The sequence below is a fragment of the Haloplanus natans DSM 17983 genome, assembly GCF_000427685.1.
In the GTDB taxonomy this organism is placed as follows: Archaea; Halobacteriota; Halobacteria; order Halobacteriales; family Haloferacaceae; genus Haloplanus; species Haloplanus natans.
Genome location: NZ_KE386573.1, coordinates 3,001,989 through 3,027,206, shown reverse-complemented (window position 1 = coordinate 3,027,206; position 25,218 = coordinate 3,001,989). Strand labels below are relative to the sequence as shown.

The 25,218-nt window shown below is 67.4% G+C and carries 26 protein-coding genes and 2 pseudogenes; 14 read left to right on the top strand and 14 right to left on the bottom strand.

What is annotated here, in order from left to right; all coding sequences use genetic code 11:
- Positions 1 to 5: 5 nt before the first annotated feature.
- The 3 genes from HALNA_RS17645 to HALNA_RS17635 are packed head-to-tail and all read right to left on the bottom strand — an operon-like array spanning position 6 to position 1,992.
- Complete coding sequence (locus HALNA_RS17645) at positions 6 to 710, bottom strand: energy-coupling factor transporter transmembrane component T family protein (RefSeq protein WP_049937660.1); 705 nt, start codon at positions 708 to 710, stop codon at positions 6 to 8.
- On the bottom strand, positions 707 to 1,411 hold the full coding sequence (locus HALNA_RS17640; RefSeq protein WP_049937659.1) for an energy-coupling factor ABC transporter ATP-binding protein: 705 nt from the start codon (positions 1,409 to 1,411) through the stop codon (positions 707 to 709). The genes HALNA_RS17645 and HALNA_RS17640 overlap by 4 nt, the downstream gene beginning before the upstream one ends.
- A complete protein-coding gene (locus tag HALNA_RS17635) occupies positions 1,408 to 1,992 on the bottom strand; it encodes a biotin transporter BioY (RefSeq protein ID WP_049937658.1) in 585 nt (194 codons plus the stop codon). The genes HALNA_RS17640 and HALNA_RS17635 overlap by 4 nt, the downstream gene beginning before the upstream one ends.
- 96 nt (positions 1,993 to 2,088) lie before the next feature.
- Here HALNA_RS17635 and HALNA_RS17630 point away from each other — a divergent pair, with 96 nt between their 5' ends.
- From HALNA_RS17630 to HALNA_RS21265, 8 genes and pseudogenes are all read left to right on the top strand, one after another.
- Positions 2,089 to 2,616: a hypothetical protein gene (locus tag HALNA_RS17630; RefSeq protein ID WP_049937657.1), complete on the top strand. Its 528-nt coding sequence runs from the start codon at positions 2,089 to 2,091 to the stop codon at positions 2,614 to 2,616.
- A gap of 65 nt (positions 2,617 to 2,681) precedes the next feature.
- Positions 2,682 to 2,855, top strand: coding sequence for a hypothetical protein (locus tag HALNA_RS20730; RefSeq protein ID WP_169719061.1), 174 nt, complete (start codon positions 2,682 to 2,684; stop codon positions 2,853 to 2,855).
- Between the two features lie 129 nt (positions 2,856 to 2,984).
- The gene (locus HALNA_RS17625) at positions 2,985 to 7,814 is read left to right on the top strand and encodes an intein-containing Cdc46/Mcm family DNA replicative helicase (RefSeq protein WP_049937656.1); all 4,830 of its coding nucleotides are present in this window, start codon (positions 2,985 to 2,987) and stop codon (positions 7,812 to 7,814) included.
- An 873-nt stretch (positions 7,815 to 8,687) separates the two neighbouring features.
- Positions 8,688 to 9,176, top strand: coding sequence for a hypothetical protein (locus HALNA_RS17620; RefSeq protein WP_157573611.1), 489 nt, complete (start codon positions 8,688 to 8,690; stop codon positions 9,174 to 9,176).
- Positions 9,169 to 10,299 (top strand): tyrosine-type recombinase/integrase, encoded by a 1,131-nt coding sequence (locus HALNA_RS17615; protein WP_084510175.1) that lies wholly within the window; start codon positions 9,169 to 9,171, stop codon positions 10,297 to 10,299. The genes HALNA_RS17620 and HALNA_RS17615 overlap by 8 nt, the downstream gene beginning before the upstream one ends.
- A gap of 115 nt (positions 10,300 to 10,414) precedes the next feature.
- Positions 10,415 to 11,242 (top strand): endonuclease/exonuclease/phosphatase family protein, encoded by an 828-nt coding sequence (locus HALNA_RS19530; RefSeq protein WP_169719060.1) that lies wholly within the window; start codon positions 10,415 to 10,417, stop codon positions 11,240 to 11,242.
- 98 nt (positions 11,243 to 11,340) lie between these two features.
- Positions 11,341 to 11,613 (top strand): DUF7858 family protein, encoded by a 273-nt coding sequence (locus HALNA_RS17605; protein ID WP_049937652.1) that lies wholly within the window; start codon positions 11,341 to 11,343, stop codon positions 11,611 to 11,613.
- 63 nt (positions 11,614 to 11,676) lie between these two features.
- Positions 11,677 to 12,570, top strand: a pseudogene (locus HALNA_RS21265) (Acg family FMN-binding oxidoreductase); the annotation flags it as partial.
- Positions 12,571 to 12,593: 23 nt separating this feature from the next.
- Here the strand turns inward: HALNA_RS21265 and HALNA_RS21720 are convergent.
- Positions 12,594 to 12,695 (bottom strand): winged helix-turn-helix transcriptional regulator, encoded by a 102-nt coding sequence (locus HALNA_RS21720; RefSeq protein WP_084510102.1) that lies wholly within the window; start codon positions 12,693 to 12,695, stop codon positions 12,594 to 12,596.
- Between the two features lie 119 nt (positions 12,696 to 12,814).
- Here HALNA_RS21720 and HALNA_RS17595 point away from each other — a divergent pair, with 119 nt between their 5' ends.
- Entirely contained in the window at positions 12,815 to 13,267 is a 453-nt protein-coding gene (locus HALNA_RS17595) for a peroxiredoxin (RefSeq protein WP_049937648.1), read from the top strand.
- 35 nt (positions 13,268 to 13,302) lie between these two features.
- Here the strand turns inward: HALNA_RS17595 and HALNA_RS17590 are convergent, their stop codons facing one another.
- Positions 13,303 to 13,533, bottom strand: coding sequence for a hypothetical protein (locus HALNA_RS17590; protein ID WP_049937647.1), 231 nt, complete (start codon positions 13,531 to 13,533; stop codon positions 13,303 to 13,305).
- Between the two features lie 191 nt (positions 13,534 to 13,724).
- Complete coding sequence (locus HALNA_RS17585; RefSeq protein WP_049937646.1) at positions 13,725 to 14,471, bottom strand: cell division inhibitor; 747 nt, start codon at positions 14,469 to 14,471, stop codon at positions 13,725 to 13,727.
- A gap of 488 nt (positions 14,472 to 14,959) precedes the next feature.
- Between HALNA_RS17585 and HALNA_RS17580 the strand changes: the two genes are divergently transcribed.
- The 4 genes from HALNA_RS17580 to HALNA_RS17575 all read left to right on the top strand — a co-directional run bounded on the left by HALNA_RS17580 (position 14,960) and on the right by HALNA_RS17575 (position 16,194).
- A complete protein-coding gene (locus HALNA_RS17580) occupies positions 14,960 to 15,139 on the top strand; it encodes a hypothetical protein (protein ID WP_049937645.1) in 180 nt (59 codons plus the stop codon).
- A gap of 41 nt (positions 15,140 to 15,180) precedes the next feature.
- Positions 15,181 to 15,333 (top strand): thioredoxin domain-containing protein, encoded by a 153-nt coding sequence (locus HALNA_RS20340; RefSeq protein WP_157573609.1) that lies wholly within the window; start codon positions 15,181 to 15,183, stop codon positions 15,331 to 15,333.
- Positions 15,315 to 15,446, top strand: a complete 132-nt coding sequence (locus HALNA_RS21420) for a hypothetical protein (RefSeq protein WP_281172124.1) — start codon at positions 15,315 to 15,317, stop codon at positions 15,444 to 15,446. Before HALNA_RS20340 ends, HALNA_RS21420 begins: the two co-directional genes overlap by 19 nt.
- 502 nt (positions 15,447 to 15,948) lie before the next feature.
- The gene (locus tag HALNA_RS17575) at positions 15,949 to 16,194 is read left to right on the top strand and encodes a helix-turn-helix domain-containing protein (protein ID WP_049937644.1); all 246 of its coding nucleotides are present in this window, start codon (positions 15,949 to 15,951) and stop codon (positions 16,192 to 16,194) included.
- 532 nt (positions 16,195 to 16,726) lie between these two features.
- Here HALNA_RS17575 and HALNA_RS17570 read toward each other — a convergent pair.
- The 7 genes from HALNA_RS17570 to alaS all read right to left on the bottom strand — a co-directional run bounded on the left by HALNA_RS17570 (position 16,727) and on the right by alaS (position 23,763).
- Positions 16,727 to 17,149: an HIT family protein gene (locus HALNA_RS17570; protein ID WP_049937643.1), complete on the bottom strand. Its 423-nt coding sequence runs from the start codon at positions 17,147 to 17,149 to the stop codon at positions 16,727 to 16,729.
- 183 nt (positions 17,150 to 17,332) lie between these two features.
- Positions 17,333 to 18,181, bottom strand: a complete 849-nt coding sequence (gene prs / locus HALNA_RS17565) for a ribose-phosphate diphosphokinase (RefSeq protein WP_049937642.1) — start codon at positions 18,179 to 18,181, stop codon at positions 17,333 to 17,335.
- Positions 18,182 to 18,226: 45 nt separating this feature from the next.
- Positions 18,227 to 19,039: an HVO_0234 family beta-propeller protein gene (locus HALNA_RS17560; protein ID WP_049937641.1), complete on the bottom strand. Its 813-nt coding sequence runs from the start codon at positions 19,037 to 19,039 to the stop codon at positions 18,227 to 18,229.
- A 22-nt stretch (positions 19,040 to 19,061) separates the two neighbouring features.
- Positions 19,062 to 19,778, bottom strand: a complete 717-nt coding sequence (locus tag HALNA_RS17555; RefSeq protein ID WP_049937640.1) for a type 1 glutamine amidotransferase — start codon at positions 19,776 to 19,778, stop codon at positions 19,062 to 19,064.
- 32 nt (positions 19,779 to 19,810) lie between these two features.
- Positions 19,811 to 20,620, bottom strand: coding sequence for an alpha/beta fold hydrolase (locus HALNA_RS17550; protein WP_049937639.1), 810 nt, complete (start codon positions 20,618 to 20,620; stop codon positions 19,811 to 19,813).
- A 38-nt stretch (positions 20,621 to 20,658) separates the two neighbouring features.
- Positions 20,659 to 20,907, bottom strand: coding sequence for a hypothetical protein (locus tag HALNA_RS17545; RefSeq protein ID WP_049937638.1), 249 nt, complete (start codon positions 20,905 to 20,907; stop codon positions 20,659 to 20,661).
- 84 nt (positions 20,908 to 20,991) lie between these two features.
- Positions 20,992 to 23,763 (bottom strand): alanine--tRNA ligase, encoded by a 2,772-nt coding sequence (gene alaS, locus HALNA_RS17540; RefSeq protein WP_049937637.1) that lies wholly within the window; start codon positions 23,761 to 23,763, stop codon positions 20,992 to 20,994.
- Between the two features lie 130 nt (positions 23,764 to 23,893).
- On the opposite strand from alaS, the gene HALNA_RS17535 reads away from it, so the two are divergent.
- Positions 23,894 to 24,604 carry a DUF429 domain-containing protein gene (locus tag HALNA_RS17535; protein ID WP_049937636.1) on the top strand — a complete coding sequence of 237 codons (711 nt, stop codon included), beginning with the start codon at positions 23,894 to 23,896 and terminating at the stop codon, positions 24,602 to 24,604.
- Here HALNA_RS17535 and HALNA_RS21260 read toward each other — a convergent pair.
- Positions 24,592 to 25,212: pseudogene (locus HALNA_RS21260) on the bottom strand (replication factor C small subunit); the annotation flags it as partial. The gene HALNA_RS17535 and the pseudogene HALNA_RS21260 sit on opposite strands and share 13 nt — an antisense overlap.
- Positions 25,213 to 25,218 lie beyond the last annotated feature (6 nt).

The following is a 25,218-nucleotide window of genomic DNA, read 5'->3' as shown; positions in this document are numbered from 1 at the left end:
GGTTGTCACAGCACGGCCCACGCCACCAGCGCCACCCCCACCAGCGCCGCGGGTGCGTCCCGCCACGTCGCCGACAGCGGCGGCAACGTCGGGTTCCAGGCGAAACAGCGGGCCTGGAGCGCGAGTGCGAAGCGGTCGGCCCGGACGAACACCCGCCGGAGCCCGGTGACGCCGACCAGGCGAATCCGCTCGCGGAGCGAGCGCTCCGAACCGAGACGCGCGTCCATCGCCGCCCGGATCGAAGAGAGGTCGTCGCGGAGCAGAGGGAGAAATCGGAGGACGAACCCGACCCCCGCCCCGAGAACGACGCCGGGGCGGCCGGGGACGAGCCACTGGATCGCCGCCCGCGACTCCCGGACCCGGGTCGTGCGGATGTACGCCGTCGAGACGAGAAGCAGGAGGACGACCCGATAGCTCGCCAGCGCGGGCGTGGCGGCGTCGGCGGGGACGAACCACGGGGCGCCGAGGGTGACGCCCTCCACGAGTGGCCCGGCGACGAGGAAGGGGAGGAAAGCCCGGTAGGTGCGCAGGCTGGCGAGCAGGGGCGTCGCCGCCAGCCAGCAGACGGACACGGCAAACGCCGTGAGGACGACCAGGCCCCGCGGCGTCGTGTGCGCGAACGCGGCGACGGCGACGGTGGCCTGGACGAACAGCTTGGTCCGAGGGTCGAGGCGGTGGACGAGGGTGTCACCCGCGGCGTAGGTGATCATGGCGGGCGAACGCCGAGGTCGCGCAGGTCGGCGGCCGGCGGGTCGGCGCAGTCGAGCGCCACCGACCCGTCCGCGAGCACGACGGTTCGGTCCGCGAGCGCGGACAGGTCCCGCAGGTCGTGGGTGACGACGACGACGCTCACGCCCGACGCGTTGAGGGCGGCGAGGCGGTCGAGCACCGACTCCCGCGCGCGGAGGTCGAGTCCGGTGAACGGTTCGTCGAGGACGAGATGATCGGGGTCCATCGCCAGCGCGCCCGCGATGGCGACGCGTTCGCGCTCGCCGCCCGAGAGTTCGTCGATACGGTCCTCGTGTCGACCCCGCATCCGCACGGCGTCGAGGGCGTCGTCGACCCGGCGGTCGATCTCCGCCCGTTCCAGCCCCAGATTCTCTGGTCCGAACGCCACGTCGGCCCCGACCGTCGCCGCGACGAAGCCGTCGCGGGGGTCCTGAAACACCATGCCGACGCTCGCACGGGCGGCGACGAGGTCCCCGTCCACGGGGCGGCCGTTGACGCACACGGTGCCGGCGTCGGGGGTCACGAGGCCGTTGAACCCGCGAACGAGCGTCGTCTTCCCCGAGCCGTTCGCGCCGGCGAGGACGAGGAACTCGCCGTCCGCGACGGTGAGGGAGACGCCGTCGACGGCGGGGATGGCGTCGTCGTCGTACCGATACGTGTAATCCTCGACGGTGATCGTCATCGAGCGACCAGGCCGTCGCTGCGGACGATGGCGACCGTCGCGGCGACTTTCAGCCCGGCGACCGGCAGGAAGGGAACCACGACGGCCGAGACGGCCGCGAGGAGGCCGATGGCCTGGACGAGGGCGTAGCCGACGGCGCCGGCGGCGTAGACGACGGCCGTCCCCGCCACGAGCGCGGCTACGAGGCGGGGGATCGGAATCGAGTCGAGTGGGTTCAACCCGCTGGTGCCGTGGGCAACGGCGCCGATTGTCATCGCGGCGAGGGGGAACCCGACGAGGAACCCACCCGTCGGGCCGAGCAGGACGCCGAGGCCGGCGTTCCCGCCCGCGAAGACGGGCAGGCCGATCAGGCCAGCGAGCAGGTAGAGGGTGAACGCGACGCCCGCCCACAGGGGTCCGAGGACGACCCCCGCGAGGTAGACCCAGAGCGTCTGGAGCGTGATCGGAACGTTCGGGGCGAGCGGGTGGACCATGTCCACGGGCGCCGTAGCACTAGTCGCGGCCGCGAACAACACCGCGCGGGCGACGTTGCCCGCCGCCTCGTCGCCTACCAGTTCGACGGAGTCCGTTGGCGTCGACATACCGTCAGCCACGCTCGTCAACCACTTAGTACGTAGTGGTCGACGAGACTCCTCGCCGATGGGTTTTTCACCGCGAACGAACTCCTCACACGTAGTATGGACGACAAAACCGCGGAGCTACGGGACATCTTCCTCGACGCGACGGGCGGCGAGGGAACGGTGACGGAGCGACAGGCCGAGCGCCGCGGCTCACTCGTCGACGTCGACGACCCCGAGACGGTCGACGCGCGCCTGCGTGACCTCGTCGCGACCATGCGCGAGCGCTACGACTTCGCGACCGATCTCGAGACGGACGCGTACCTCCGCCTGATCCGGGGTTTCTACGGCGACGAGACCGACGCCGCCCTCGCCGACGCGGTGGGCGTCGACGCCGAGACGGTCGCCTGGGCGCGTCTCGACTGTCACCTCGTCCGCGATCGTGACCGCGACGACGACGCTCCCGACGCGATCCGCGAACGTGCCGTCGCCGCCGACCGCGAGGCCACCCGCGCCAACGACCGTTTTCGCGACGCCTTCGTCGACCTGTTGACCGACGCGGACCTCTCCGGTCGCCTCACCAGCGATTCCCGCGAGGACGGTCTGCGCGAGGCGACCGAGGACATCGAGACGAACGTGTCGCTCTAGTCGGTACAACGCCAGTTTGAGCGTCGGGAAGACACTTGCCCGGACGCGGTGTCGGTACTCCCGGTATGGTACACTGCCCCGAGTGCGACGCCGCCATCGCGGAGGAATCGGACGTGGAGTTCGTCGACATGGATTCGAAGATGGGCGGACTCTTCCGGTCCTCGAAGCGCTTCTACGTCGTCGCGTGCAACGACTGCGGCGCCGCCATCGGGAGCGGCGTCGCGGGCGGCGGCGGATGAGCGGGCGGCGTCCCTGACGCCGAACGGGCGTCGGACTCACCCCGTCGACGCGGCCGCGCCCCCGGCGCGACTGCTCGCCCTCGTCGTCCGAACGAAGACTCTTAGGTCATCCCGCGCAAGGGTGTTTCAATGGCGCAGTCGTCGCCGAATCAGGAACTGGTCGATCGATTCGTCCGGTTCTACCGGAACTACTACCGCGACGCGATCAGCCGACTCGCCCAGCGATATCCCAACGAGCAGCGCTCCCTCCACGTCGACTACGACGACCTGTATCAGTTCGATCAGGACCTCGCCGAGGACTACCTCTCCCAACCCGACCAACTCGAGGACTTCGCGGAGGAGGCCCTTCGGGTGTACGACCTGCCGGCCGACGTGTCGCTCGGACAGGCCCACGTCCGCTTGCGGAACCTCCCCGAATCCGTCGACATCCGGTCGATCCGCGTCCACGACAACCACGTCGGGCGCATGATCGCCGTCTCGGGCATCGTCCGCAAGGCGACCGACGTGCGTCCGAAGATCACCGAGGCCGCCTTCGAGTGCCAGCGCTGTGGCACGATGACGTATATCCCCCAGAGCGACGGCGGCTTCCAGGAACCCCACGAGTGCCAGGGCTGTGAGCGACAGGGCCCGTTCCGCGTCAACTACGATCAAAGCGAGTTCGTCGACTCCCAGAAGCTCCGAGTCCAGGAGTCGCCCGAAGGCCTCCGCGGCGGCGAGACGCCCCAGAGCATCGACATCGACATCGAGGACGACATCACCGGGAAGGTGACCGCCGGCGACCACGTCACCGTCACGGGCGTCCTCCACATCGATCAGGTGACCGAGGGCAACGAGAAATCCCAACTGTTCGACCTCTATATGGACGGCGTCAGCGTCGAAATCGAGGACGAACAGTTCGAGGACATGGAGATCAGCGAGGCGGACAAGCGCGACATCATCGAACTGTCGAACCACCCCGACATCTACGAGGAGATGGTCGCCTCCGTCGCCCCCTCCATCTACGGCTACGACGAGGAGAAACTCTCCATGATCCTCCAGTTGTTCTCGGGGGTGACGAAGCACCTGCCCGACGGGTCGCGGATTCGGGGGGACCTGCATATGCTGTTGATCGGTGATCCGGGGACCGGCAAGTGCCAAAAATTTGATACTAATGTCGTGCTCGGGGACGGGACCGAGCGAAAACTCGGCGAGCTGGTCGAATCACGGCTAGAAAACCCTGTGCTGGTCGACGACGGGGTGTATCAGTCGGTCGATTTCCCCGTCCAGACGGTGACTGCCGATGGGACGATTACCCGTGGACGGGCGACGAAGGTCTGGAAGCGGGAAGCACCCGACCGGATGTACCGGATTCGTACCGAGTCCGGCCGCGAGGTGGAAGTGACGCCGTCGCATCCGCTGTTCGTTTCGGAAACAGGGTGTCTGGATGCGACCAGAGCCGACGAACTCGAAGTCGGTGATCGTATCGCGGCACGTAGAAGCGGCGTCGCTGACGGCGTGAGGAACGAATCGACGACGCCGACTTCCGCCGTCCCGGACGGTGGTTCGACTGCCGCCGGTGGGGGAGGGATTCGCGACGACACCCACTGGGACCGTATCGAATCCATCGAAAGGGTCGCCCCCGACTACGACTGGGTGTACGACCTCGAAGTCGAGGATACACACACGTACCTCGGCAACGGCATCGTCTCCCACAACTCCCAACTCTTGTCCTACATCCGCAATATCGCACCCCGGTCTGTCTACACGTCGGGGAAAGGATCATCCTCGGCAGGCCTGACTGCAGCGGCTGTACGCGACGATTTCGGCGAAGGACAGCAGTGGAGTCTCGAAGCCGGGGCGCTCGTGCTGGCCGATCAGGGGATCGCGGCTGTGGACGAGTTAGACAAGATGCGATGTGTGACCGGCGATACGATCGTCCACCTCGCCGACGGGTCGATCCGTCGAATCGAGGAACTCGCACGCGATGCCGCGGAAACGGGAACGGTCGAAGAACTCGACAACGGGCGGACGATCAGAGACGTCGATCTCGACGCGTGGACGATGACCGACGACGGTCGGATCGTCTCACGGCCCGTGACGGCAGTTCACGAGTACGAGGCACCCACGGAGCTTTCGGAAGTCCGACTGGAGACTGGCGAGCGACTCACGGCCACCGACGATCATCCGTTCTTCGTCTTCGAGGACGGGGAGCGGGTGGAGCGAGCGGCCAGCGACCTGTCGTCGGGCGACTGGGTGTACGTGCCGCGAGCGGTACCACAGTCGGCGACTGACGGTGGGGTCAATGCGTTCGATGCCGAAGCGACCCCGGACGGCGTCACGCCGGGCGAACTGCCAAGCGCGGACGACGGTGGAGAAGATGTGGACTTCCGTCGGGTTGCGTCGACAAAGGCAGTCGTCGCACACGATCACGACCACGTCTACGACCTCACCGTCGACGGCACCCACAACTTCGTCGCCAACGGGATGGTCGTACATAATTCCGAAGATCGATCAGCAATGCACCAGGCGCTCGAACAGCAGTCCTACCACCCGAGTTCGGAAATCCTGCTCGCGAACGGCCGGCGCGTCGAAATCGGAGAGTTCGTCGACGGAGCGATGGCCGACCGCCCGGACGAGGTGGTCGACGGCGTGAACTGCGACATCCTGCCCGTCGACGGGGTGGGCGTCCACTCGATCGATTTCGAGACGAACGAGGTCGAAAAGCAACCGGTCGACCGCGTGAGCCGACACGAGGCGCCCGACGAGTTCGTCCGCGTCACGTTTTCGAACGGGCGAAGCGTCCTCGTGACGCCGGAGCATCCGATGTTCGTCGAGCGAGACGGCGAGACGACGACGGTCGACGCGAGCGACGTCGAGACGGGATCGTTCGTCCCCGCACCGCGGAAACTGCCGAACTCGACGGCTGGCGTGTCGCTGGACGGAGAGCCACACCGCGGCAAGGAGAAAGACATCGACCTGCCCGACGAACTCACGCCTGATCTTGCGGAGATTCTGGGCTTGCTCGTCGCGGAGGGCCACTCGTACGCCGGGAGCAGTCACGAAATCGGCTTCTCGAATCAGGACGAGCAGCTGCTGGATCGGATGGAGCGCCTAATGGACGACGTGTTCGGGATGACGAGTAGCGACACGACGAACGCCGCCGGGACCGTAACCCAACAGTACACCTCGACGAAGCTCTACCGCTGGTTCGAGTCGAACGTCCCCGAAGTGATGCCCACCGCACGGGGGAAACGCATTCCGGCCGCCGTGCTCGGTGCTTCGGAGGAGGTAATCCGGCGGTTCCTCGTCGGCGCGTTCGCCGGGGACGGCGGCGTCGAGAGCGAAGCCATGTCGTTCTCGACGGCGTCGGCGGGGCTGGCCGAGGACTACGCCGACGCGCTGGCGAAGCTCGGCGTGGCGTCGCGCATCCACCACGACGTGGCCGAGGATTCGTGGAAGACGTACGTGATGGGCGATTCGACGGCGAGATTCGTCGACGCCGTCGTCGAACCGGCGGACGACCGTTACGCGAAGGCCCGCGAGTTCGTCGATCGAAGCGAGGCGACGAAGCGACACCACGACGTGGTGCCGCCGAGCGCCGCGGCGGAGATTCGGTCGCTCAGGCGGCTGCTTGGCCTCCGACTCACCGGCGAACTGAAACCGAACCTCGACGAGGGATACGGGGTGCAGATCGAGACGGTCGAACGGCACGTCGAGACGCTTCGAGACCGTGCGCAGGCGATTCGGTCCACTCTCGACGAGGCCGACACGCTCGCCGACGTGCGGGCGGCGGCCGACTGGTCCGGGCGACAACTCGCTGACCGGCTCGACGGCGAAACGACGAGTGCGGTCCACTACGCCGAGGACGGCGGCTACGACGCCGAGCGTCGGGCTGCGCTGGCGACGGCGGCACGCGACGCCGTCTCGGACGCGCTCGACGACGCGGCGACGCGACTGGACGCGCTCGAAGAGCGATGTACGCTCCGGTACTACCGGGTGGCCGACGTGGAAACGATTCCCAACGAAGGGGAGTACGCCTGCGACTACGTCTACGACGTGACCGTCGAGCCGACGAACACCTTCGTCAGTCAGGGCGTCGCGCTCCACAACTCTATCTCCATCTCCAAGGCCGGAATCAACGCTACCCTCAAATCCCGCTGTTCCCTGCTGGGCGCCGCCAACCCGAAGTACGGCCGGTTCGACCAGTACGAACCAATCGGCGAGCAGATCGACCTCGAACCCGCGCTCATCTCGCGGTTCGACCTGATCTTCACGGTGACCGACCAGCCCGACCCGGAGGAGGACGCCGCCCTCGCGGAACACATCCTGCGGACCAACTACGCGGGCGAGTTGAACACCCAGCGGACGAAGGTGGCGAACTCGAATCACAGCGCCGAGGAAGTCGAGGCGGTGACCGACACGGTCGACCCCGAAATCGACCCCGACCTCCTGCGGAAGTACATCGCCTACGCCAAGCGGACCTGCTTCCCGACGATGACCGACGAGGCGAAGGAAGCGATCCGTGACTTCTACGTCGACCTGCGCGCGAAGGGGGCCGACGAGGACGCGCCGGTGCCGGTGACGGCGCGGAAACTGGAGGCGCTGGTTCGCCTCGCGGAGGCGAGCGCGCGGGTGCGCCTCTCCGACACCGTCGAACGCGAGGACGCCGACCGCGTCATCGACATCGTCCGCTCCTGCCTGCAGGACATCGGCGTCGACCCCGAGACGGGCGAATTCGACGCCGACGTAATCGAGACGGGCACCTCCAAGAGCCAGCGCGACCGCATCAAGAGCATCAAGGACGTGATCGAGACGGTCGACGCCGAGTACGAGAAGGAGGCGGGCGCGCCGCTGGAAGCGATCGTCGAACGCGCCGAAGCGGAGGGGATCGAGGAGTCGAAAGTGATGGATCAGATCGAGCAGTTACGTCGGAAAGGCGACCTGTACAGCCCGAAGACGGATCAGTACAAGGTGGTTTAGCTGGCTGACCGGTCACAACGCGTGACGGACTGGGCGTCGACTGTCTGTGACCGCGGGGTGTTCCTGAATCGGTTGTGCGGGAGCTAGCGTGATGAGCGACTGCCTCGGCTCGTCTAGACTCCTGTGCTGTGTTTCATAATCGATGTGTTTGCCCGCAAGGCGGCTGTGTCACGAGCCATCGTGGTGAGTATGACGGGGGCGCGTGCGGACGCCGACCACCTGCCGTGGAGACAGACGTAGGCGACGCGGCGCGCAACGCGGTGGTGACGGGAAACGCTCGGTGCTGCGGCGCGTGGGTTGGTGCTCGCGACTCGGCGTAAGCGTCCGGCCGTGGCCCCGCGCAATTTTCATACACGGTTGCCGTCGGTCGATTCGAGCGATTATGAAACGGCGTCACGAACGCCGTGGCCGGCGTCCGGACGGCGCCATTCGCGGCCAGCTGACGCGCCGTCGTCGCCGCGCAGACCGGCGCCGCGACTGCTGCCGTCGATCGCAGTCTACGCAGAACAGCCGCAATGACCCGAGAGATCGTCGGTGCATCAGTTTGCCGCAGCCGCCGTACCAGATACCCCCCGGCACGATCGTCGAGCAAGGCGACAGCGACACCGCGACGAGCCCACTCGATGCCGACAGCAACCAGGTACATGTCGCGTCCGCCCGCCGACTACCGGAGCCACACCCCGATTATGAACCCCGCCAAACCGCCCGAGAACAGCTCTCGTCACCGGCTAGCGCGTTACGCACCGTGCCCGCAGTCACACACCTGTGACTGCCATCGCGGTGTGACGGAGACACCCGGCCAGTGTACGGTCTGGTTATGGGCAGCCGGCAACGGGTGCCGGCTGCCCGCAGGCGGGCAGCGCCGATCGACCAATGACACGACAGAAAGCGCGCGATCCAGACCGACGCATGGGCATCTACACACGACTCAGTGACGTTCCTCCCCGACACCGCCTCAGTACCTACGCAGAGCGCTACGACGGCTGGGACGTCTGGACCGACTTCCGGGAGAGCCGGTCGAACGCCTTCGATTCGACGGGGTACGAACAGACGTTCACGAAGACGGCTCGCTCGTGGAAGGCGCACATGCGTGAGCGAGAGCGCCATCACGCACTGGCCCGTCCGGATGACGTGGAGACGTGGTGTACCAACCTGGCTGCCTCCCGGACGACTCGAACGGTGTACACGCAGTACTGGGTGCGCCTCGAGGAGTTCTACACGTGGTTGCAGTTCCACGCGGACCATCCGCATCGGTATCATCCGGTGTGGATGGCGGCGGCGACGACGGAGACTGCAGGTCGCATCTGGGAGACGAAGGTGGGGCGCTGCGACACGACGACAGGGAGTGATGGCGATGCGTGATACAGCGGGCCCAACTGACGAGCACGAAGCCATCGCCGATGCGTTCGACCGGACGACGGATCCGCTCGCGGTGCATGCACCGACGTTCGACGACCTCACTGTCGATCCGTTCGACCTCTTTTTCGACGCCGTGGCCGCCCCGCGTGACCTGACGGCGGACACGAAGCGTGCGTATCGGCGTGTAATCGACCAATGGGTGGCGCACATGGACCGACAGGGCCGACACCCTGCGTGTCCGAACGAACGGCACGTGCGCCAGTTCGTTCGTCACTGCTGTGACGACCGGGGGAATCAGCCGGACACGGCGCGGACGAAACTCCATCGACTTGATGCGATCTATCACTTCTGGCAGCGCGATCCGGCCTTCCCCCATCCACAGACGTACGATCCGTTCGAACTCGTCCTGTCGAAACTCGATCTCACACGGCCACCACAGAAGGATCCACCGCGACTCTCGATCGACGAACTGACGACGTATCTTCGCGCACTGACGCACATTCGCGATCGGGCGGTCGTCCTGATCCAACTCAAACTCGGGGTCCGGGCCGGCGAGGTCTGTAATCTTCGGCTGTCGGATGTGACGATCGACCACCCCGACCTCGCGGCCGCGTACCCATCGTTAGGATCGCATCCACTCGTCACCGGCCGCGACAACGCCGTCTGCATCCCGTCACGATACGAGCGCTCGGGGAACAAATCGGGACGGCCACGGGTGTTGCCGTTGGACGACGAACTGCGGGCAACGTTCGTGGCGTTGCTGATGACACGTCCAGATACGGGTGCCAACGAGGTGTTCTACACCACCTCGACACACAACCCGTTGGACACCGAAGACGTGCGCCGCATCTGGGCCGAGCACTTCCAAGATGACTATCCGGAGACGGAGACCCATCGGGCGGTGACGAGTCACTTCGGGCGGCATCGGTTCACGACGCACTGGTTAGTGAGCCAGGATTGGAATCGTGAGTTAGTGAAGTACATGCGTGGGGATCGGATCGAAGGTGTCGAGGTGAGCCGCGAGACCATCGATAGCTACGTCCACACGTACTACGAGGATATCGTGGAGCGATACCGAGCCGAGATTTACGACTTTGGGCTGCTGACGGTGTCCGGTGCGCGGTAGGGGGTGTGCTGAATACAGTACTGATGACACGCCGATATCGATCTGTTCGAACGGTCCAATGGAAAAATTCAGTTCTCATTACAATTTAGTAACCAGACACGGGTGTCCAGCACCGATGAGAGTTCTTTCATGGAACGTTGATGGAACGTTCCCGCCCCAAGGCTCACCAGATCAGATTGCCGATCAGATAGGATGGTTAGACTCACTTGCGACTCAGCCGGACCTCCTCTTACTACAGGAGGTCAACCCAAATCGACGTGATCTCTGGCAGGAATTGTTGACCGACCGCCTTGGGTATACGACTGTACGAGATACCCTCGATATCGCGGTAGAACAAGGCAACAGCAACGGCCACATCACTGCTACGACGAGCGAATTAGAATGCATAAAAACTACTACTGGTCTTGAATTGAATGAGCACACGACACGGACTGAGTCGGACCGCTCAACAGCATATCCCGAAAAATTCCTCATTGCTAGTATCGACTACAGGAATACAACTATCGAGGTCTGGAACATCAGGGCGGTGCCTGGCAACAGCTACCCGGAGGAAAAACTCACGATCCTTGAACTCGCCTACGAGTACGTCGAAGAGGCTGAAGAGAAACCCCGTATCATTGCTGGAGACCTGAACAGCCCACAGCGAGAACTTGCTGACGGCCAAGCCATCACGTACGGCTACCAACGTGACGATGATCTCCAGCAGCGCGGAGTCACAGCAGAACTCAAAATTCTCAAAGGCTTAGGACACTTCGGGATGATCGATGTCTTCCGGGCCCAACATGGGTACGGTGATGTCGACTCGCTCTCGGTGAGTCATGATGGTCGACGAATCGATCACCTCTTCGCATCGGAGGCCCTCTCGCCAATCAACTGCTGGTATTCAGAAACCGGAGCGACCCACAGTGACCACGCGCCAGTCCTCGCTGTCTTCGATATTTAATAGATCTATTACGTTTATCGATGCCAGCATATACTGACTACACCCCTCTCTATTCAGTACATGACTCCCGCTACAGACAAGACGGAATACGACTCTGTGTGCAATACTCCACGTGCAGTTCGGGGCAGTCTTCCGGTGAGAGTATTCCCTCCCGCCACTGGCTCGATGGGGACCTCTCCCGGGCCGAGGCGGTCGAACTCGTCGGCGCCGACGAGGCCGACGTCGCGCTGGCGACGTACGTCGAGACGCACGACCCGGTGCCGGAACTCGCCGACGCCGTGGCGGGCGTTCGCGAACCCGACGCGAACGCGACGGTGCAAAAGCGCGACGCACTGGCGGAGACGATGAGTTCGGTCGGCGACCTGCGGTAGCGGCGTTCTCGACCCCTGGCCCCCACCCCGTGAAACTATGCCGGTTCGTGACTAGTCGTACACATGTCCGCCAAGGACCTCACCCGATCAGTCTGGGCGATCGACGCCGACGACTACCCCGCGGAGGCGCCGATCGAGGAGCGGGCGCGGTTCTGCCTGCGCTACGCGATTCTGGCGCCCTCCAGCCACAACGCCCAGCCGTGGCGATTCCGCATCGAGGGGGAGCGGATCGATGTCGCGGCCGACGAGTCGCGCTGGCTTCGGGCCGCGGACCCGGACCGGCGTGAACTGTTCGTGAGCCTCGGCTGTGCCGTCGAGAACATCCTCGTCGCCGCCGAGGGGTTCGGCGTCGACGCGGCGGTGACGTACCACGGAGACGACACGGACCGCGTGGCGACGGTGACGCTTGGGGGCGACGGCGACCCTCCGGCCGAGCGGTCGGCGCGTTTCGACGCGCTCACGACGCGGCGGACGAGCCACGACCCGTTCGACGGGGCGCCGTTAGGGACGACGATGCGGGACCGACTCGCCGCGGCCGTCAACGCCGACGCCGTGACGGTCCGGTTCGTCGACGGCGACGCGAAACGCGCCGTCGGCGAGTTGCAGGCCGAGGCCGATCGGCTGCAGATGGCCGACCAGGCGTATCGGGCGGAGCTGGGGCGCTGGATCGGGTTGGGCGCGCTCGGTCAATCGTGGCTCCTGGCCCGCGTCGGCCAGGCCGTCGTCACCCACCTTGATCTCGGGGACCGGGAGGCCGCGAAGAGCTCGCGGCTGATCGAGAGCGCGCCCGTCGTCGCGGTGTTGGCGACGGACACCGACGACCCGATCGCCCGCGTCGAGACGGGGCGGGCGTTCGAGCGCATCGCCCTCCGGGCCAGTGCGGCGGGCGTCGCCGTCCACCCGATGAGCCAGATTCTGGAGCGCCCGGACTGCCGGGAGCGGCTCGCGACGACGCTCGGCCTCGGCGGGGCTTCTTCGCTTCAGCGTCGTGCCCACGCCCCGAACTCGTCGAGCACGCCGGCGAGGTCACGCCCCTTCTCGGTGAGGTCGTAGAACACGGCGCCCGGGGCGGCTTCCGCCATGCGCCGTGAGACCACGTCGACGGCCACATAGTTCAGACGACGGAGCGGAACGCAGGTTTGGCGCGCGAACCCGGCCGCACGCCGAACCCGTTAACTCGCCGCCGCCCGAACGACGGCCGATGCTCGAATCCGGCGATCCGGCACCCGACGTGACGGCACGGAACCAGGACGGCGAGTCGGTCACGCCCGACTTCACGGAACTGACGGTGGTGTACTTCTATCCGAAGGATTTCACCGGTGGCTGCACCATCGAGGCGGCCGATTTCCAGGCCGCACTCCCCGAATTCCGCGGGCTCGGCGTCGCAGTGTACGGCGTCTCGATGGACGATGTCGACACCCACGCCGACTTCGCCGAGGAGGAGGGGGTCCAGTTCGACCTGCTCGCCGACCCGGACGGCACCGTCGCGTCGGCGTTCGGCGTCCCGACCGACGGGGGCCACACCGACCGCGTGACGTTTCTGGTCGGCGACGGCGAAGTCCTCGCCACGTACGACCCGGCCCTGGCCGACCCGGACGGACACGCACGCGAGGTGCTCGCCGACGCGCGAGACGAACTGGGCGTCGAGGAGTGATCGATATCAGCCGTCGCGGCGACGGCACGCGTGGCTCACCGACTCTCGGCCGCCTCGACGGCACGCGGGTCCGTGGCGTCGGCGTCGACGCCCCGTGATCGGAGCGTGCGGACGCCGGCGCTGGCGCCGACGAACAGCGCCGTCGTCAGCGGGTAGTTGATCGCCCAGCACACGGCGGGGACGGCGGCGGCAAGGAGGGCGCTGCCGGTCACGCTGTACGTGTGCGGGTGGGGGCGATACGTCTCGGACTGTGTGTGATCGAACATCGGTGGCGGGGAGAGGGCGTTGGTTGGCGATCGGACGCCTCGAGTCGGGGAGCCCCGCCGGAGGAGGGCCTCGCGACTGGGCTCGCACTCAGTCGATCGTACGGAGGGTCATCGTGTCCACACACATCAGTCGAACGACAATAACCGTTTTTCAGAGAGACGGTAGCGACTCACACGGAGCACGTGTGGCGCTACCGCGAGACGAACTCGCCCACGGAGTCGAGCAGGCCCTGTCCGTCGCCGGTCGAAGGGTCGACGCCGAGGGCGACGCTCGCCACGTCGGCGACGGCGGCGGCGGTCGACCGCTCGGAGAGACAGGTCGGTGCGGCCGTCACCTCGCCCTCGGTTTCCGGCACCGCCGCGTCGGCGACGGACAGGTCGCCCCGCGTCGCGACGACGGCGTCGACGCCGACCTCGAGGTCGTCGAGACGGCCGATCGCTCGTTGAACGCCGTCGCGGCCGCGGGTCGTCGCGGGGGCGACGACGACGGTTCGGGCGGCGGCGGTCACCGCGGCGACGGCCTGGTTGGCGGCCACGGGTGGCGTGTCGACGAGGACGTGATCGAACGCGTCGGCCGCGGCGGCGATGCGGGATTCGAGAGCCTGTGCGGCCGCCGGCGACTTCGCCCGAGCGATGCGTTCGAACGGTGCAGCGGCGGGGCAGCACGCCAGTCGGCCCGCGGCGTCGTCGAGCGGGAAGTCGACCAGTCCCGCCGAGAGGGGCGCGTCACGCTCGTCGGTGAGCAGTGCGGTCAGGTCGGGGTTGATCCGGCCGGGGAGGTAGTCGGACAGTCCCTGGGTCGCGAACGCGGCGTCGAAGACGGCGACTTTACGACCGTCGTTCGCGAGGAGGGCGCCGAGTTCGATCGTCAGCCGTGTGGTGCCCGCCCCGCCCGTCGCGCCCACGAGGGCGGCCGTCTCGTCGCCGGCGTCGGTCATGTCACGAGTTCTGCGCGGCGTCGGATTAAAAGGTCGGGTCGACTCGGGATCGGAGAGACAGTAGTGTTTAGATAAGCCTGTGAAACCGGGACCACCTCGAAAGCCCCCGGCGTCTCGGCTCCCAGGACTCGCTGCGCTCCTCACTGCGTTGCGGTGCTTGCGTCGTCCGGGTTCGCCGAGACGCCGGCCCCTTTCAGTCCCACCCGCATCGGCTGGCCAACCGGCCGCCGCCGGGCGGGACTGAAAGGGGCGACTCGTCATCGGGCGGCGGAGCCGCCCGATTGCCCGAGGGAGCTTTGCTCCCTCGCTGCTGGAGGAAGGCGGCCAACGCAAGGACCGCAGGCCGGAGGCCGAGGACCGCAGCGAGGCCCCCGACTCCAGGGAGTCGGGGCTTTCGAGGTGTCCCCAATCCAAGTACGCTAATCTAAACAGTACCGGATGGACGGCGCCGACGTATATATGCCGTCGTGGGAAACGTCCGCGGCTGCATGCCCTCCGGACAGCGTCGGCTCCTTTCCGGAGCCATCGGTACAGCGATCGGCGGCGGTATCGCCGGCTGTGCGGGCGGTTCGACGGGCGACGCGGACGCCTTCCCGACCCCCGACGACCCCCTCACGCGCGGTGAGCGTCCCGACGGCGAGGTGCGACTTCTTCGCGACGTGGTGTAAGCCCTGCCAGCGCGAGATGGACGACTTCGGCGGTCCGGGCTGTGTACGACCCCGACACGCTTCACATGGTGTCGATCACACCCGAGATCGACCGGTCGCTCGTCCGCGAGTTCCGGGCGGAGTACGACGGAACGTGGCCCGTCGTCACCGACCCCGGGCTGACCGCGACGGCGCGGTGGGACGCCAACCGGTAACGAACCTCGTGTTCGAGGCGGACGGCACGCCCGTCGAGGGCGGCCCATCGGTGCGAGCGCGCACCTTCGAGGGGTTCGAGGCCGTGATCGACCCGCTGGTGGACGGTGCGTGACCGTGCCCGGTCTCGCTACCCCGGCGCTGCTCGCTCTTGCGTTCCCGGCGGGTAGGGCGACGTTTCCTGTGCCTTCCCGCTGTTGCCGGGCTATCTCTCCACCTTCCTCGGCGAGACGGTGTCGGCGGCCGACGCCCGCAAACTCGTCGCCCGCCGGCCGCGCTCGCCGCCCAAGAACCGGAGCAAAACGGCGAGCGACGCGAGGAGTGACTGCGACGACGTAGCCCCCGGACGGCCCCAATCGGTTTTGCGCTGCCGATGTGTGCCACCGGTTCACGAACTATCACGATCGTAGTATGTTTCTCACGATCGTTACACACTATCTCCTCCGACTGGCGGCGGCCGTCCGAACTCCAAAAACCGGAAAATGCGGGACGAAAGCCGTCTACTGCTGATTCTCTGCCGACGGCCGACCACCCGATCTGTGATCGTTCCCGATCGTTCACGAAAGTATCAACTCGGAGAAAGCTTTATGTATTTCTCGATTGACAGTCTAGTCGTGATGAGCGCCACTCAGTTCGACGCGACCGAATCCGACCGCATCGCTATCGACGTTCCCGAGGGACTGACCGCCGCCGAGTCGAAACTGGTCTACGTGTTCCTCGCCGCCTCGGACGGGGCGACGATCGACGAACTCACCGACGCTCTCGAGATCAGCAAAATCTCACTGTTTCCCGTTCTTCGGACACTGATCGAGCGGGGCGTCGTCGCCCGCGATGGGTCGGCGTACGTGCCGCACGCGGCGTAGGGTCGGTCGGCTGTCGAGACGTGGCGCGTTCGCGCCGTCGGTCGTTCGATCGGCGGTAACAGCAGTCTCCGTTTTTTGACCGATCGCTATCGTAGCGTTTGTAAGTCAGAGCACTCCTGATCGCACGCGGTCCTGCGATCAGGTGTGCAAACAGTTCCAAACGCTACTATGGTCGAGCGTGGACCGACGACGAGGACGGATCGTCGTGAGTCGCAGTACGTCGAGAAAACAGGGTGTGTCCCGCCGGGAGCGAGCGGGACCGTCAGACCAGTGATAACCTGGGTAGCATGTCCATGTTCTGGCACCCAGAGACTGACCGGTTCGTGGCTGTGACGACATCGCGGTGTTGGGGATCGGTGGGTCGTCGTCTGGTGTGTTCGTACTTCGATCACCTCGTGCATTGAACTGGACGCACTGCCAGTATATATGCTTTCAGGTACCAGGCCTAGTAGAATTTTATCGCATTGATCCCGTTTTTCGATCAAATTATGGCCGCATTGCTGTTATTGTTTAGAAAACAGCTGCCGCCCCCTCAGTCGCCGCGGATGGCGGCGGCCACGTCGTCGAGTTCGTCGTCGTCCACGTCCGGACGGTCCTCGATCAGCGCGTGGATCGGCCGGCCGCCGTCCGCCTCGGACCGGGGGACGATGTGGACGTGGACGTGTGGCACTTCCTGGCCGGCCGCAGTGCCGTTGTTGACAGCGATGGTCGTCGCCGCGGCGTCGGCGGCCGCCTCGACGCGGCCGGTCAGGTCGTGGACCGCGTCGAACAGCGCCGTCGACCGGTCGGCCGGCAGGTCGTTGACGCGTTCGTGGTGCGCTTTCGGGATGACGAGCGTGTGCCCCCGGGCCAGCGGGTTGGCGTCGAGGAAGGCCATCACTTCGTCGTCCTCGTAGACCGTGTAACTGGGGATGTCGCCGTCGACGATCGAACAGAAGATGCAGTCGTCACTCATACGTGTGGCCTCGTCGTCAGATCTCAAAAGCGTCCCGGAGACGGCGACATCTACAGGACCCCACACGACCGCAGCGCCGCGGCCCGTTTCCCCACGCGATCCGGTCGCGGGCGTCGACGAGTGCGGGACGGCGTCGGCAGTCCGCGGCGAGAACGAGGGCGTCGTCGGGGTCAGGGACCATCCCTACAGCACGTCGGCGACGACGGGCGCGACGGAGGTGGCGGTCACGTCGCGTTCGACCGTATCCGTGGCGTAGATGCCAGTCACGCCCGCGCGTTCGAGCTTCGTCCGTGCGTCTCGGGCGAACAGCGGGTGGACACAGGCCACGAACACGCCGCTTGCATCCCGGTCGTGGAGGACGCGGATGGATTCGCTCATCGTCGACCCGGTGGCGACGATGTCGTCGACGACCACCACGTCCCGTCCCTCGACGACGGCGTCGCTCGGCGTAATCTCCACCTCGGTGCCGGAGTGGCGCACCTTCTCGAAGTAATCGATTGCGCCGCGGCCGTAGGCGGCCCGCGCCGACTCGGCGAGGTCGATGGCGCCCGCGTCGGGCGAGAGAAAGAGCGGGTCGGTCAGATCGGTGGGGAGCGGGGCGGCCAACTGTGGCGCGGCGTCGACGACCGAACAGGGCACGTCGAAGAAGTCCGTCACCGACGCCTCGTGGGGGTTGACGAGGACCACCCGGTCGGTGCCGGTCGAGATGGCGCGGGCGACGGCCCGCGCGGAGACGGGTTGGCCCGCCTCGAACGCGCGCTCCTGCCGGCCGTAGCCCATGTACGGCAGGACGGTCACCACGTCGTCGGCGCCCGCCTCGTGGGCGGCGTCCTGCAACTGGAGGAGTTCGACGTGTGACGCGTCGGTGGTCGTCGCCGCGACGACGACCGCCCGGTCGGTGTCGCCGATGTCGACCGACGCCATGCGTTCGCCGTCGGGGAACTGCTCGTAGTCCACGGCGGCGAGTTCGTGCCCCGTCTCGGCGGCGAGCGCCGCGCCGAGGGCCTGTGATGCGGACCCGGGTACGATCATGTGCAGTCGGTCGACGGCCGCCCCGAAAACCGTTTCCGTCCATCCCTACGCCTGCACAGCCAGCCGCTGGACGCCGGTCACGCCCAGTTCGCGCGCCCGCCACCCGTCGCCGGCGTCGGCCAGTAGCGTCCCCGTCTCCGTCACTGCGACCGTCGCCGCCTCGGTGTACCCCACGTCGACGGGGGTGTCGCTCGGCACGTCGACGGCCCGCCAGTCGTCGACCGCTTCGCGGGCGAAGACGCCAGCCTCGCCGACGGCGTGGATTCGGCTGTCGGCCTCCCGACTCCCGGAGGAGCGTGGCGCCTCGCTGGCCACCACACGGAACGCCCCGTCGAGTTCGTCCATCCAGCCGTTGCCCAGCCGATACAGCCCGCGATCGGTCGCCGCGAGGGGGAGCCCCCGACCGACCACGTCGTGGACGCCGCCGAGGCCGACGTTCCGGAGGCCGTCGCCGTCGACCCGATGAACCCCGCTCTCGGCGGCCACCATCCCGCCGTCGATGGCGCGTGGCGTCTCCACGCCGCCGAGTGTCGTCCACCCGTCGTCCAGGCGGGCGACCCGCCCGCCCGGCCCGGCCGCGAGGAGCGCGCCGTCGTGGAAGCCGACGGCGACGGCGGGGCCGAAGTCGGTCGGATCGTAGTCGCCGACGAGTACGTCCTCGTCGGTGGCGACGGCGCGCCGGTTCCCCGCGGCGGCCACGTCGCGGGCGGCGGCCCGGTGGTCAAGGCCGAACTCCCCCACCCGGTCGTCGGAGAGCGACGCGACCACCACGCCCTCCTCGGCGGCGATCAACACCTCGTCGGCGCCCGTTCGCTCGGCGTAGACGCGTTTCTCGTCGATGGTCAGATCGTAGCTCATACCGTCACTCCGGGGGCGGGGCTCAAAAACGGTCGGCCGACTGCGGCGGCGACGCGCCGGTCCCGGCCACCTTGCGGACGTAGTCGGTGAAGTTGTCGAACAGCCGCTTGGTCCGACAGGCCGCCGCGTAGTTGTCGGCGTCGATGCCGTCGAGGACGCCCCGAATCCGTCCCTCGGAGAGGTCCTTGCCCTTCGTCACCCGCTCGGCGCTCCCCCGGTCGTACTCGGGGTGGAACTGCACGCCCCAGCAGTCGCCGCGGCGGAAGGCCTGTACCCCACGCTCGTTTTCGGCGAGGAGCGTCGCCCCCGGCGGCAACTCGGCCACGCGATCCGAATGCGTCTCGAAGGCGACGAACGGGTCGTCGAGGCCGTCGAGGAGGGGGTCGCCGTCGTCGACGCGGCGCACCTCGCGGTAGCCGAGTTCGATGTCGTCCATCGCCTCGATGCGGCCACCGAGCGCCTCGGCGAGGGCCTGATGGCCGTAGCAGACGCCGAGGACGGGGCGGCCGCAGTCGGCCGCCCGGGCGACCCAGTCGACGAGGCCGTCGATCCACGGCTCGTCCCAGTAGACCGAGGAGCGCGACCCGGTGACGACGACGGCGTCGTACTCGAAGTCGGCGGGCAACTCGCCGTCCGTCACGTCGAACTCCGCGAGGGCGGCGTCGAGCTCCCGCCGGAAGTTCCGGCGCGTGTGTGCGGTGCCGTGCGAGGCGTCGAGGAGGGCGATCCGCAGGGGCATACCCGGACTCACGTCGTCGAGCCGGGAAGCCCTTACGGGGACTCGAAGTGGCCAAAGAGCCGGTCGTTCACCGCGCGGGAGCGTTCGATCCCGATCAGGTGACCGCCGTCGAGGGCGACGAACTCGCCACGGGGGAGGTTCTCGGCGAGACGGCGACCGTATTCGACCGGCCACACCGCGTCGTCGCGGCCGTGGCACACCAGCGCCGGCACGTCGACCTCGTAGAGTCGATCCGAGATGTCGAACGCCGCGACGGCGGCGGCCTGGGCGTCCCACGCCTCGCGGGTCGCGTCTTCGCCCGCCCGCCACTCGACGATCCGCTCGACTGCGTCGGGGTTGGCGTCCAGGAAGTCCCGGGAGAGCGCGGCCGCGAGCGACGACTCGAGCGCGTCGGGGTCGTCGGGCGCCCCGAAGAGGGGTTCGAGCGTCAGATCGGCGCCGACGGGGGCGGTGCCGAGGAGGGCGAGCGACCGGGGCCGTGTCGATATCCGTGCGAGTTCGAGCGCGACCATCCCACCCAGGCCCGCGCCGACGACGTGGACTCGCCGCTCGCCGTGGTCGTCGAGGACCGCCTGCACGTCTGCCACTAGGTCGTCGACGGCGTAAGGACCGGGCGGAGCGTCGGAGCGCCCGGCGCCCCGGAGGTCGGTCACCAGCGTCTCGAACGGCCCGGTCAGGCCGGCGTGTTGCCAGCCCCACTGCCAGGCGCCGTACCCCACGTCGCCGAGACAGACGACCGTCCCGCCGCCGTCGGCCCGTGGTCGGCCGCCCGTGGCACTCCGGTCCCCGCCGCCGTCGGCCTCGTAGTACAGCGACACGGACTCGTTCGATGCGGTGGGCATGGCCGGCGATACGGCGGCGCGACAGTAGGGCGTGTCGATCAGTAGACGCGCGCGACGAGGAGCACCAGTCCGATGACGGTGGCCGCGAAGCCGATGAAAAAGAGGCCGCCGCCGTAGGCCAGCGACGGAAGATCGATCGGCGTCGCGCCGGAGAGGAGGTCGAGCAGCGTCACCTCGCGAAAGAGCGACTGGCCGGGGAGCGAGACGCTCGTAAGCGCTACGATGCCGATCCCGAGGAGGCCAGCGACCGTCAGGAGCGACGCGCGCGAGACGCGGGACGACTTCACACCCGGTCTGTTCGCGCTCTCGTATTTGAAGCTTCGTCCGGGGATTTCAGCAGTGATAGCCGCGGCCGAACGAACGCGCCCCCGCTACGCGTTCCGGGTCGCCCGGAGCACCTCGGGCGCCTCGTCGAGGGCGTCGTCGAGGGCGTCCACGTCGGGGCCGCCCCCCTGCGCGAAGTCCGGCGGGCCGCCGCCGCCGCCGCCGACCTGCCCCGCGAGGCGCCCCACGACCTCTCCAGCGTTGATGTCGACGCCGTCGGGCACGCCGACGACGAACTGGGCGCTCCCGCCCTGTGCACTCCCGAGGACGGCCACCGACCCTTCGTCGACGATGGCGTTCGCGGTGGCGCGGAGTTCGTCGGCGTCGGCGTCCATCCGTCGGATCACGGCCGTGACGCCTTCGGCGACCTCCAGTTCGTCGGCGTCGGCCGCGGCCGCGCGCACCTCCGCGAGTTCCTCTTTGAGACGGTCGATCCGTTTGCCCCGTTCCTTCCACTCCTCGAAGAAGCGCTCGGCCGTCTCGGGCACCGCCTCGGGCGATACGTCGAGCACGTCGGCCGCGCCGTAGAGGGCGTCCTCGGTGCGCTGGGTCGCCTCGATGGCCGCCGATCCCGCCGCGAAGACGATGCGCTCGACGCCGTCCTGGATCGGCTCGGTCTTGAGAATCTTGATCGCGCCGATGTCACCGGTCCGGGAGACGTGTGTCCCCGCACACGCCTGCACGTCGTCCTCGACGTGGATGAGCCGGATCTGCTGGCCCGGCGGGACCCCGCCCTGGTAGAGGTCGAAGCCGTGTTTCGCCTCCGCCTCGTGGCGGTCCGGCCACTCCTGTGTGACCGGGCGGTTGTCCGTCACCACCTCGTTGGCGACGCGTTCGATCTCTTTCACCTCCGACCGGCTGATCCGACGGAAGTGGCGCACGTCGAGGCGGGACTGGCCGGTCCCCTTCTGGGCGCCGGCCTGTCGGACGTGGTCGCCGAGCACCTGCCGGGCGGCGTAGCCGACGACGTGGGTCGCGGTGTGATGGCGCATCAGGCTGAACCGGCGCTCGGCGTCGATCCGACCGCGGACGAACTCGCCCTTGCCGGGGTTGCCGTCGGTCCGGTGGAGGATCACGCCGTCACGGCGCTGTACGTCCGTGACCTCGACTGTCGTCTCGTCCGTCGAGAGGGTGCCCGTGTCGGCCGGCTGCCCCCCGCCCTCGGGGTAGAACATCGTCTGGTCGAGCACCACGTCGAACCCCTCCTCGCGTTCGAACACGTCGAGGACGACCGCCTCGAACTCCGTGCGCTCCTGGTCGTCGTAGAACAGGCGGTCGGTCTCGGGAAGGTTCGCGAGGCGGTCGTCGCGCTCGGCGGCGGCCTCGGACGCCCCCTCGCCCTCGTGTCGCGCCGCGACCAGCCCGTAGAAGTCGTCGGGCACGTCGACGGCCGCGCCGTACTCGCGGGCGATTTCGGCCACCATGTCCGGCTGGATGCCGTGGGAGTCGTAGAGCTCGATCAGCGTCTCTCGGGGGATGGACTCGTCGCGCGCGGCGTACTCCTCCGCGATCCCTTCGACTTTCCGCTGGCCGCGTTCGAGCGTCTTGCGGTATTTCCTTTCCTCCGTCCGCACCATGTCGCGGATCGTATCGCGGTTGGTGTAGTCCAGCCGTTCGGCCTGCATATCGACGAGTTCGTCGAGCGGCGCGTCGATGCCCAGCCCGTCCACGAGGCGTTTGGTCCGCCGGAGTACCATCCGCGCAAGATAGCCCGTGCCGACGTTCGAGGGCACGATGCCGTCGCCGAGCATATACGCGAGGGTTCGGCAGTGGTCGGCGATGGCGTAGATGTCTTCGAGGGGTTCGAGCAGGTCGGTGAGACGCTCGGCGTCGACGCCGAGTTCGCCCGCCACCTCGGCGCGGGCCGACGCCAGATCCTCGATTTCGTCGATGTCGAGATAGCCCGAGAGGCGGGCGGCGTCGCGGATCAGATCCCGCTCCTCGTCGCTGTGATCGATCCCCGCGTGATCGGTGAGGAAGTCGATCATCTCCGGATAGACGGCCTCGTACACCGTCGGCGTCCCCTGTGTCATCCAGGTCCACCGCTCCAGCCCGTAGCCCGTGTCGACGATGTAGGTGTCCATCGGGCTGTAGCGGTTGCCGTCTTTCATCTCGTACTCGCCGTCGGGGTCCTGTTCCATCGACATGAACACGAGCGTGGCGAGTTCGAGGCCGCGGTAGATCACCTCGAACGCCGGCCCCGCGTTGCCGCCGCCGACCCACGGGTCCTCGATGTACGTGACCTCTACGGGGTCGGCGCCCATGTGCTCGAAAAAGGCGTCGCAGTACTCGACCGTCTCGTCTTTCCAGTACACCTCGCCCTCGTAGGCGTAGTCGTCTTCGGCGTCTTCGCGGACGTTGAAGGCGTGGTGAGCCATCATCTCGAAGGCCATCGTGTGGCGGCCGGTCTTGCCCACATTGTCGATGTCCTGCATCCGAATGCAGGGTTGGCTGATAGTCAGTGGGTTCGCGGGCGGCGGCGTCTCCCCCGACGTGACCAGGGGCTGGAAGTCGTAGATAGACGCCTGGGTCAGGAGGACGTCGTCGCGCCAGCGGTTCGCCGCGACCGGGTACGGGTCGATGCGCTCGTGATCGTTCTCCTCGAAGAAAGAAAGGAACGCCTCCCGCATCTCCTCCAGCGTGCGCTCCCCGTCGAAGCCCGGATTGCCGATGAAGCTGTAGTCGTCACAGGGTGGCTCGCCGCAGGTGTCGCGCTCGACGCGCGACCAGAAATGCGCGCCACAGGAGGCACACTCCTGTCGAGTGAATCCCTCCTCCTCGAAGTAGTCGAGACGGTAGGCCGCTTCGAGTTCGCTCATTACCTCCTCTTTGGCCAGTCTCCGCCTAAAACAGTTCCGGGACCGGGCGTCTCGCTCGATTTCGGGGCACACGCCGCGGCGCAGTCGCCCGAATTCGACGACTTATGATGCTGGCCGTCCCACCTCCTACATGACCACGGCACTCGGCGTCGACTGGGCGCGTGGCTGCTGGGTCGTCGTCGCACTCGACGACGGCGACGTGACGATCACCACCGAACCGACCGTCCTCAACGTGTGGCGGGCCCACCCGGACGCCGACGCCATCCTCGTCGACATCCCCATCGGTCTGCCGGAGACGCCGCCCCGGGACTGCGACCGGGCCGCCGCCTCGATGCTCGGCGAGCGCCAGAGCTCCGTCTTCGACGTGCCCCGTCGCGCCGCCGTCGAGGCCGACGGCTACGAGGCGGCCCGCGCGGAAAACGGCGGTCGACTCGGCAGTCAAAGCTGGGGGCTCGTCCCCCGCATCCGCGAGGTGGACTGTTTTCTCGACGCCCACCCCGAGGCCGAAGCGCAGGTGTACGAGAGCCACCCGGAGGTGTGTTACGCGCGCTTCGCGGCCCGGACGGGCGCCGACGACCCCGGATCGAAGCTGGAAGCGGCGGGGCTCGACGCCCGGCTGTCGATCCTCGAAACCGTCGACGAGGCGTTCGGCACGCAGGTGCGACGCTTCGTCGAGTCGCGCCGCGACGACCCGCAGTGGCACCACCGCATCCAGTCCGGTCGCCTCGACGACGTACTCGACGCGGCGGCGCTCGCGCTCACGGCGGGCGAGGGGTCGTTCGGCGTCCTCCCCGAGAAGCGGAACGTGGACGACCGGCGGGTGATCGTCTATCCGTCCTGATCGTCCAGCGCCAGCGCCGCCAGCATCGCCTCCAACTGCACCCGTTCGTTCGCGCCCTCGGTGATGCGGTAGTCGGCCTCGCCCAGTCGCTCCATCAGCTGGACCGTCCGACGCTCGTCGAGGTCGAACTCCCACGCCGACCGGTGTAGCTGATCGATCACGTCGCCCCCGGCCATCCCCGAGTCGACGAGGAGGGTTTCGAGCGTCGAGCGCGCCCGCGGGAAGTCGCCCGCGATGGCCGCCTCGACCATCGACTCGATCTCCTCGGGGCGGGCGGTGCTCGTCACCGTATAGACCGCCTCGTCGTCGACGAGTTCGCCCGTCGTCGCCGCCGCCTGCAACGTGTTGATGGCACGGCGCATGTCACCGCCGGCGGCATAGACCAGCGCGTCGAGGCCGTCGTCGGTCATCTCGATGCCCTCCGCGGCGGCGATCTCCTCGATCTGTGTCGCGATGGCCGCGTCCGGAAGCGGCGAGAACCGGAACACCGCACACCGGGACTGGATCGGGTCGATGATGCGACTGGAGTAGTTACACGAGAGGATAAAGCGGGTGTTGTCGGCGAACTGCTCCATCGTGCGGCGGAGGGCCGACTGGGCGTCGGAGGTGTTGTG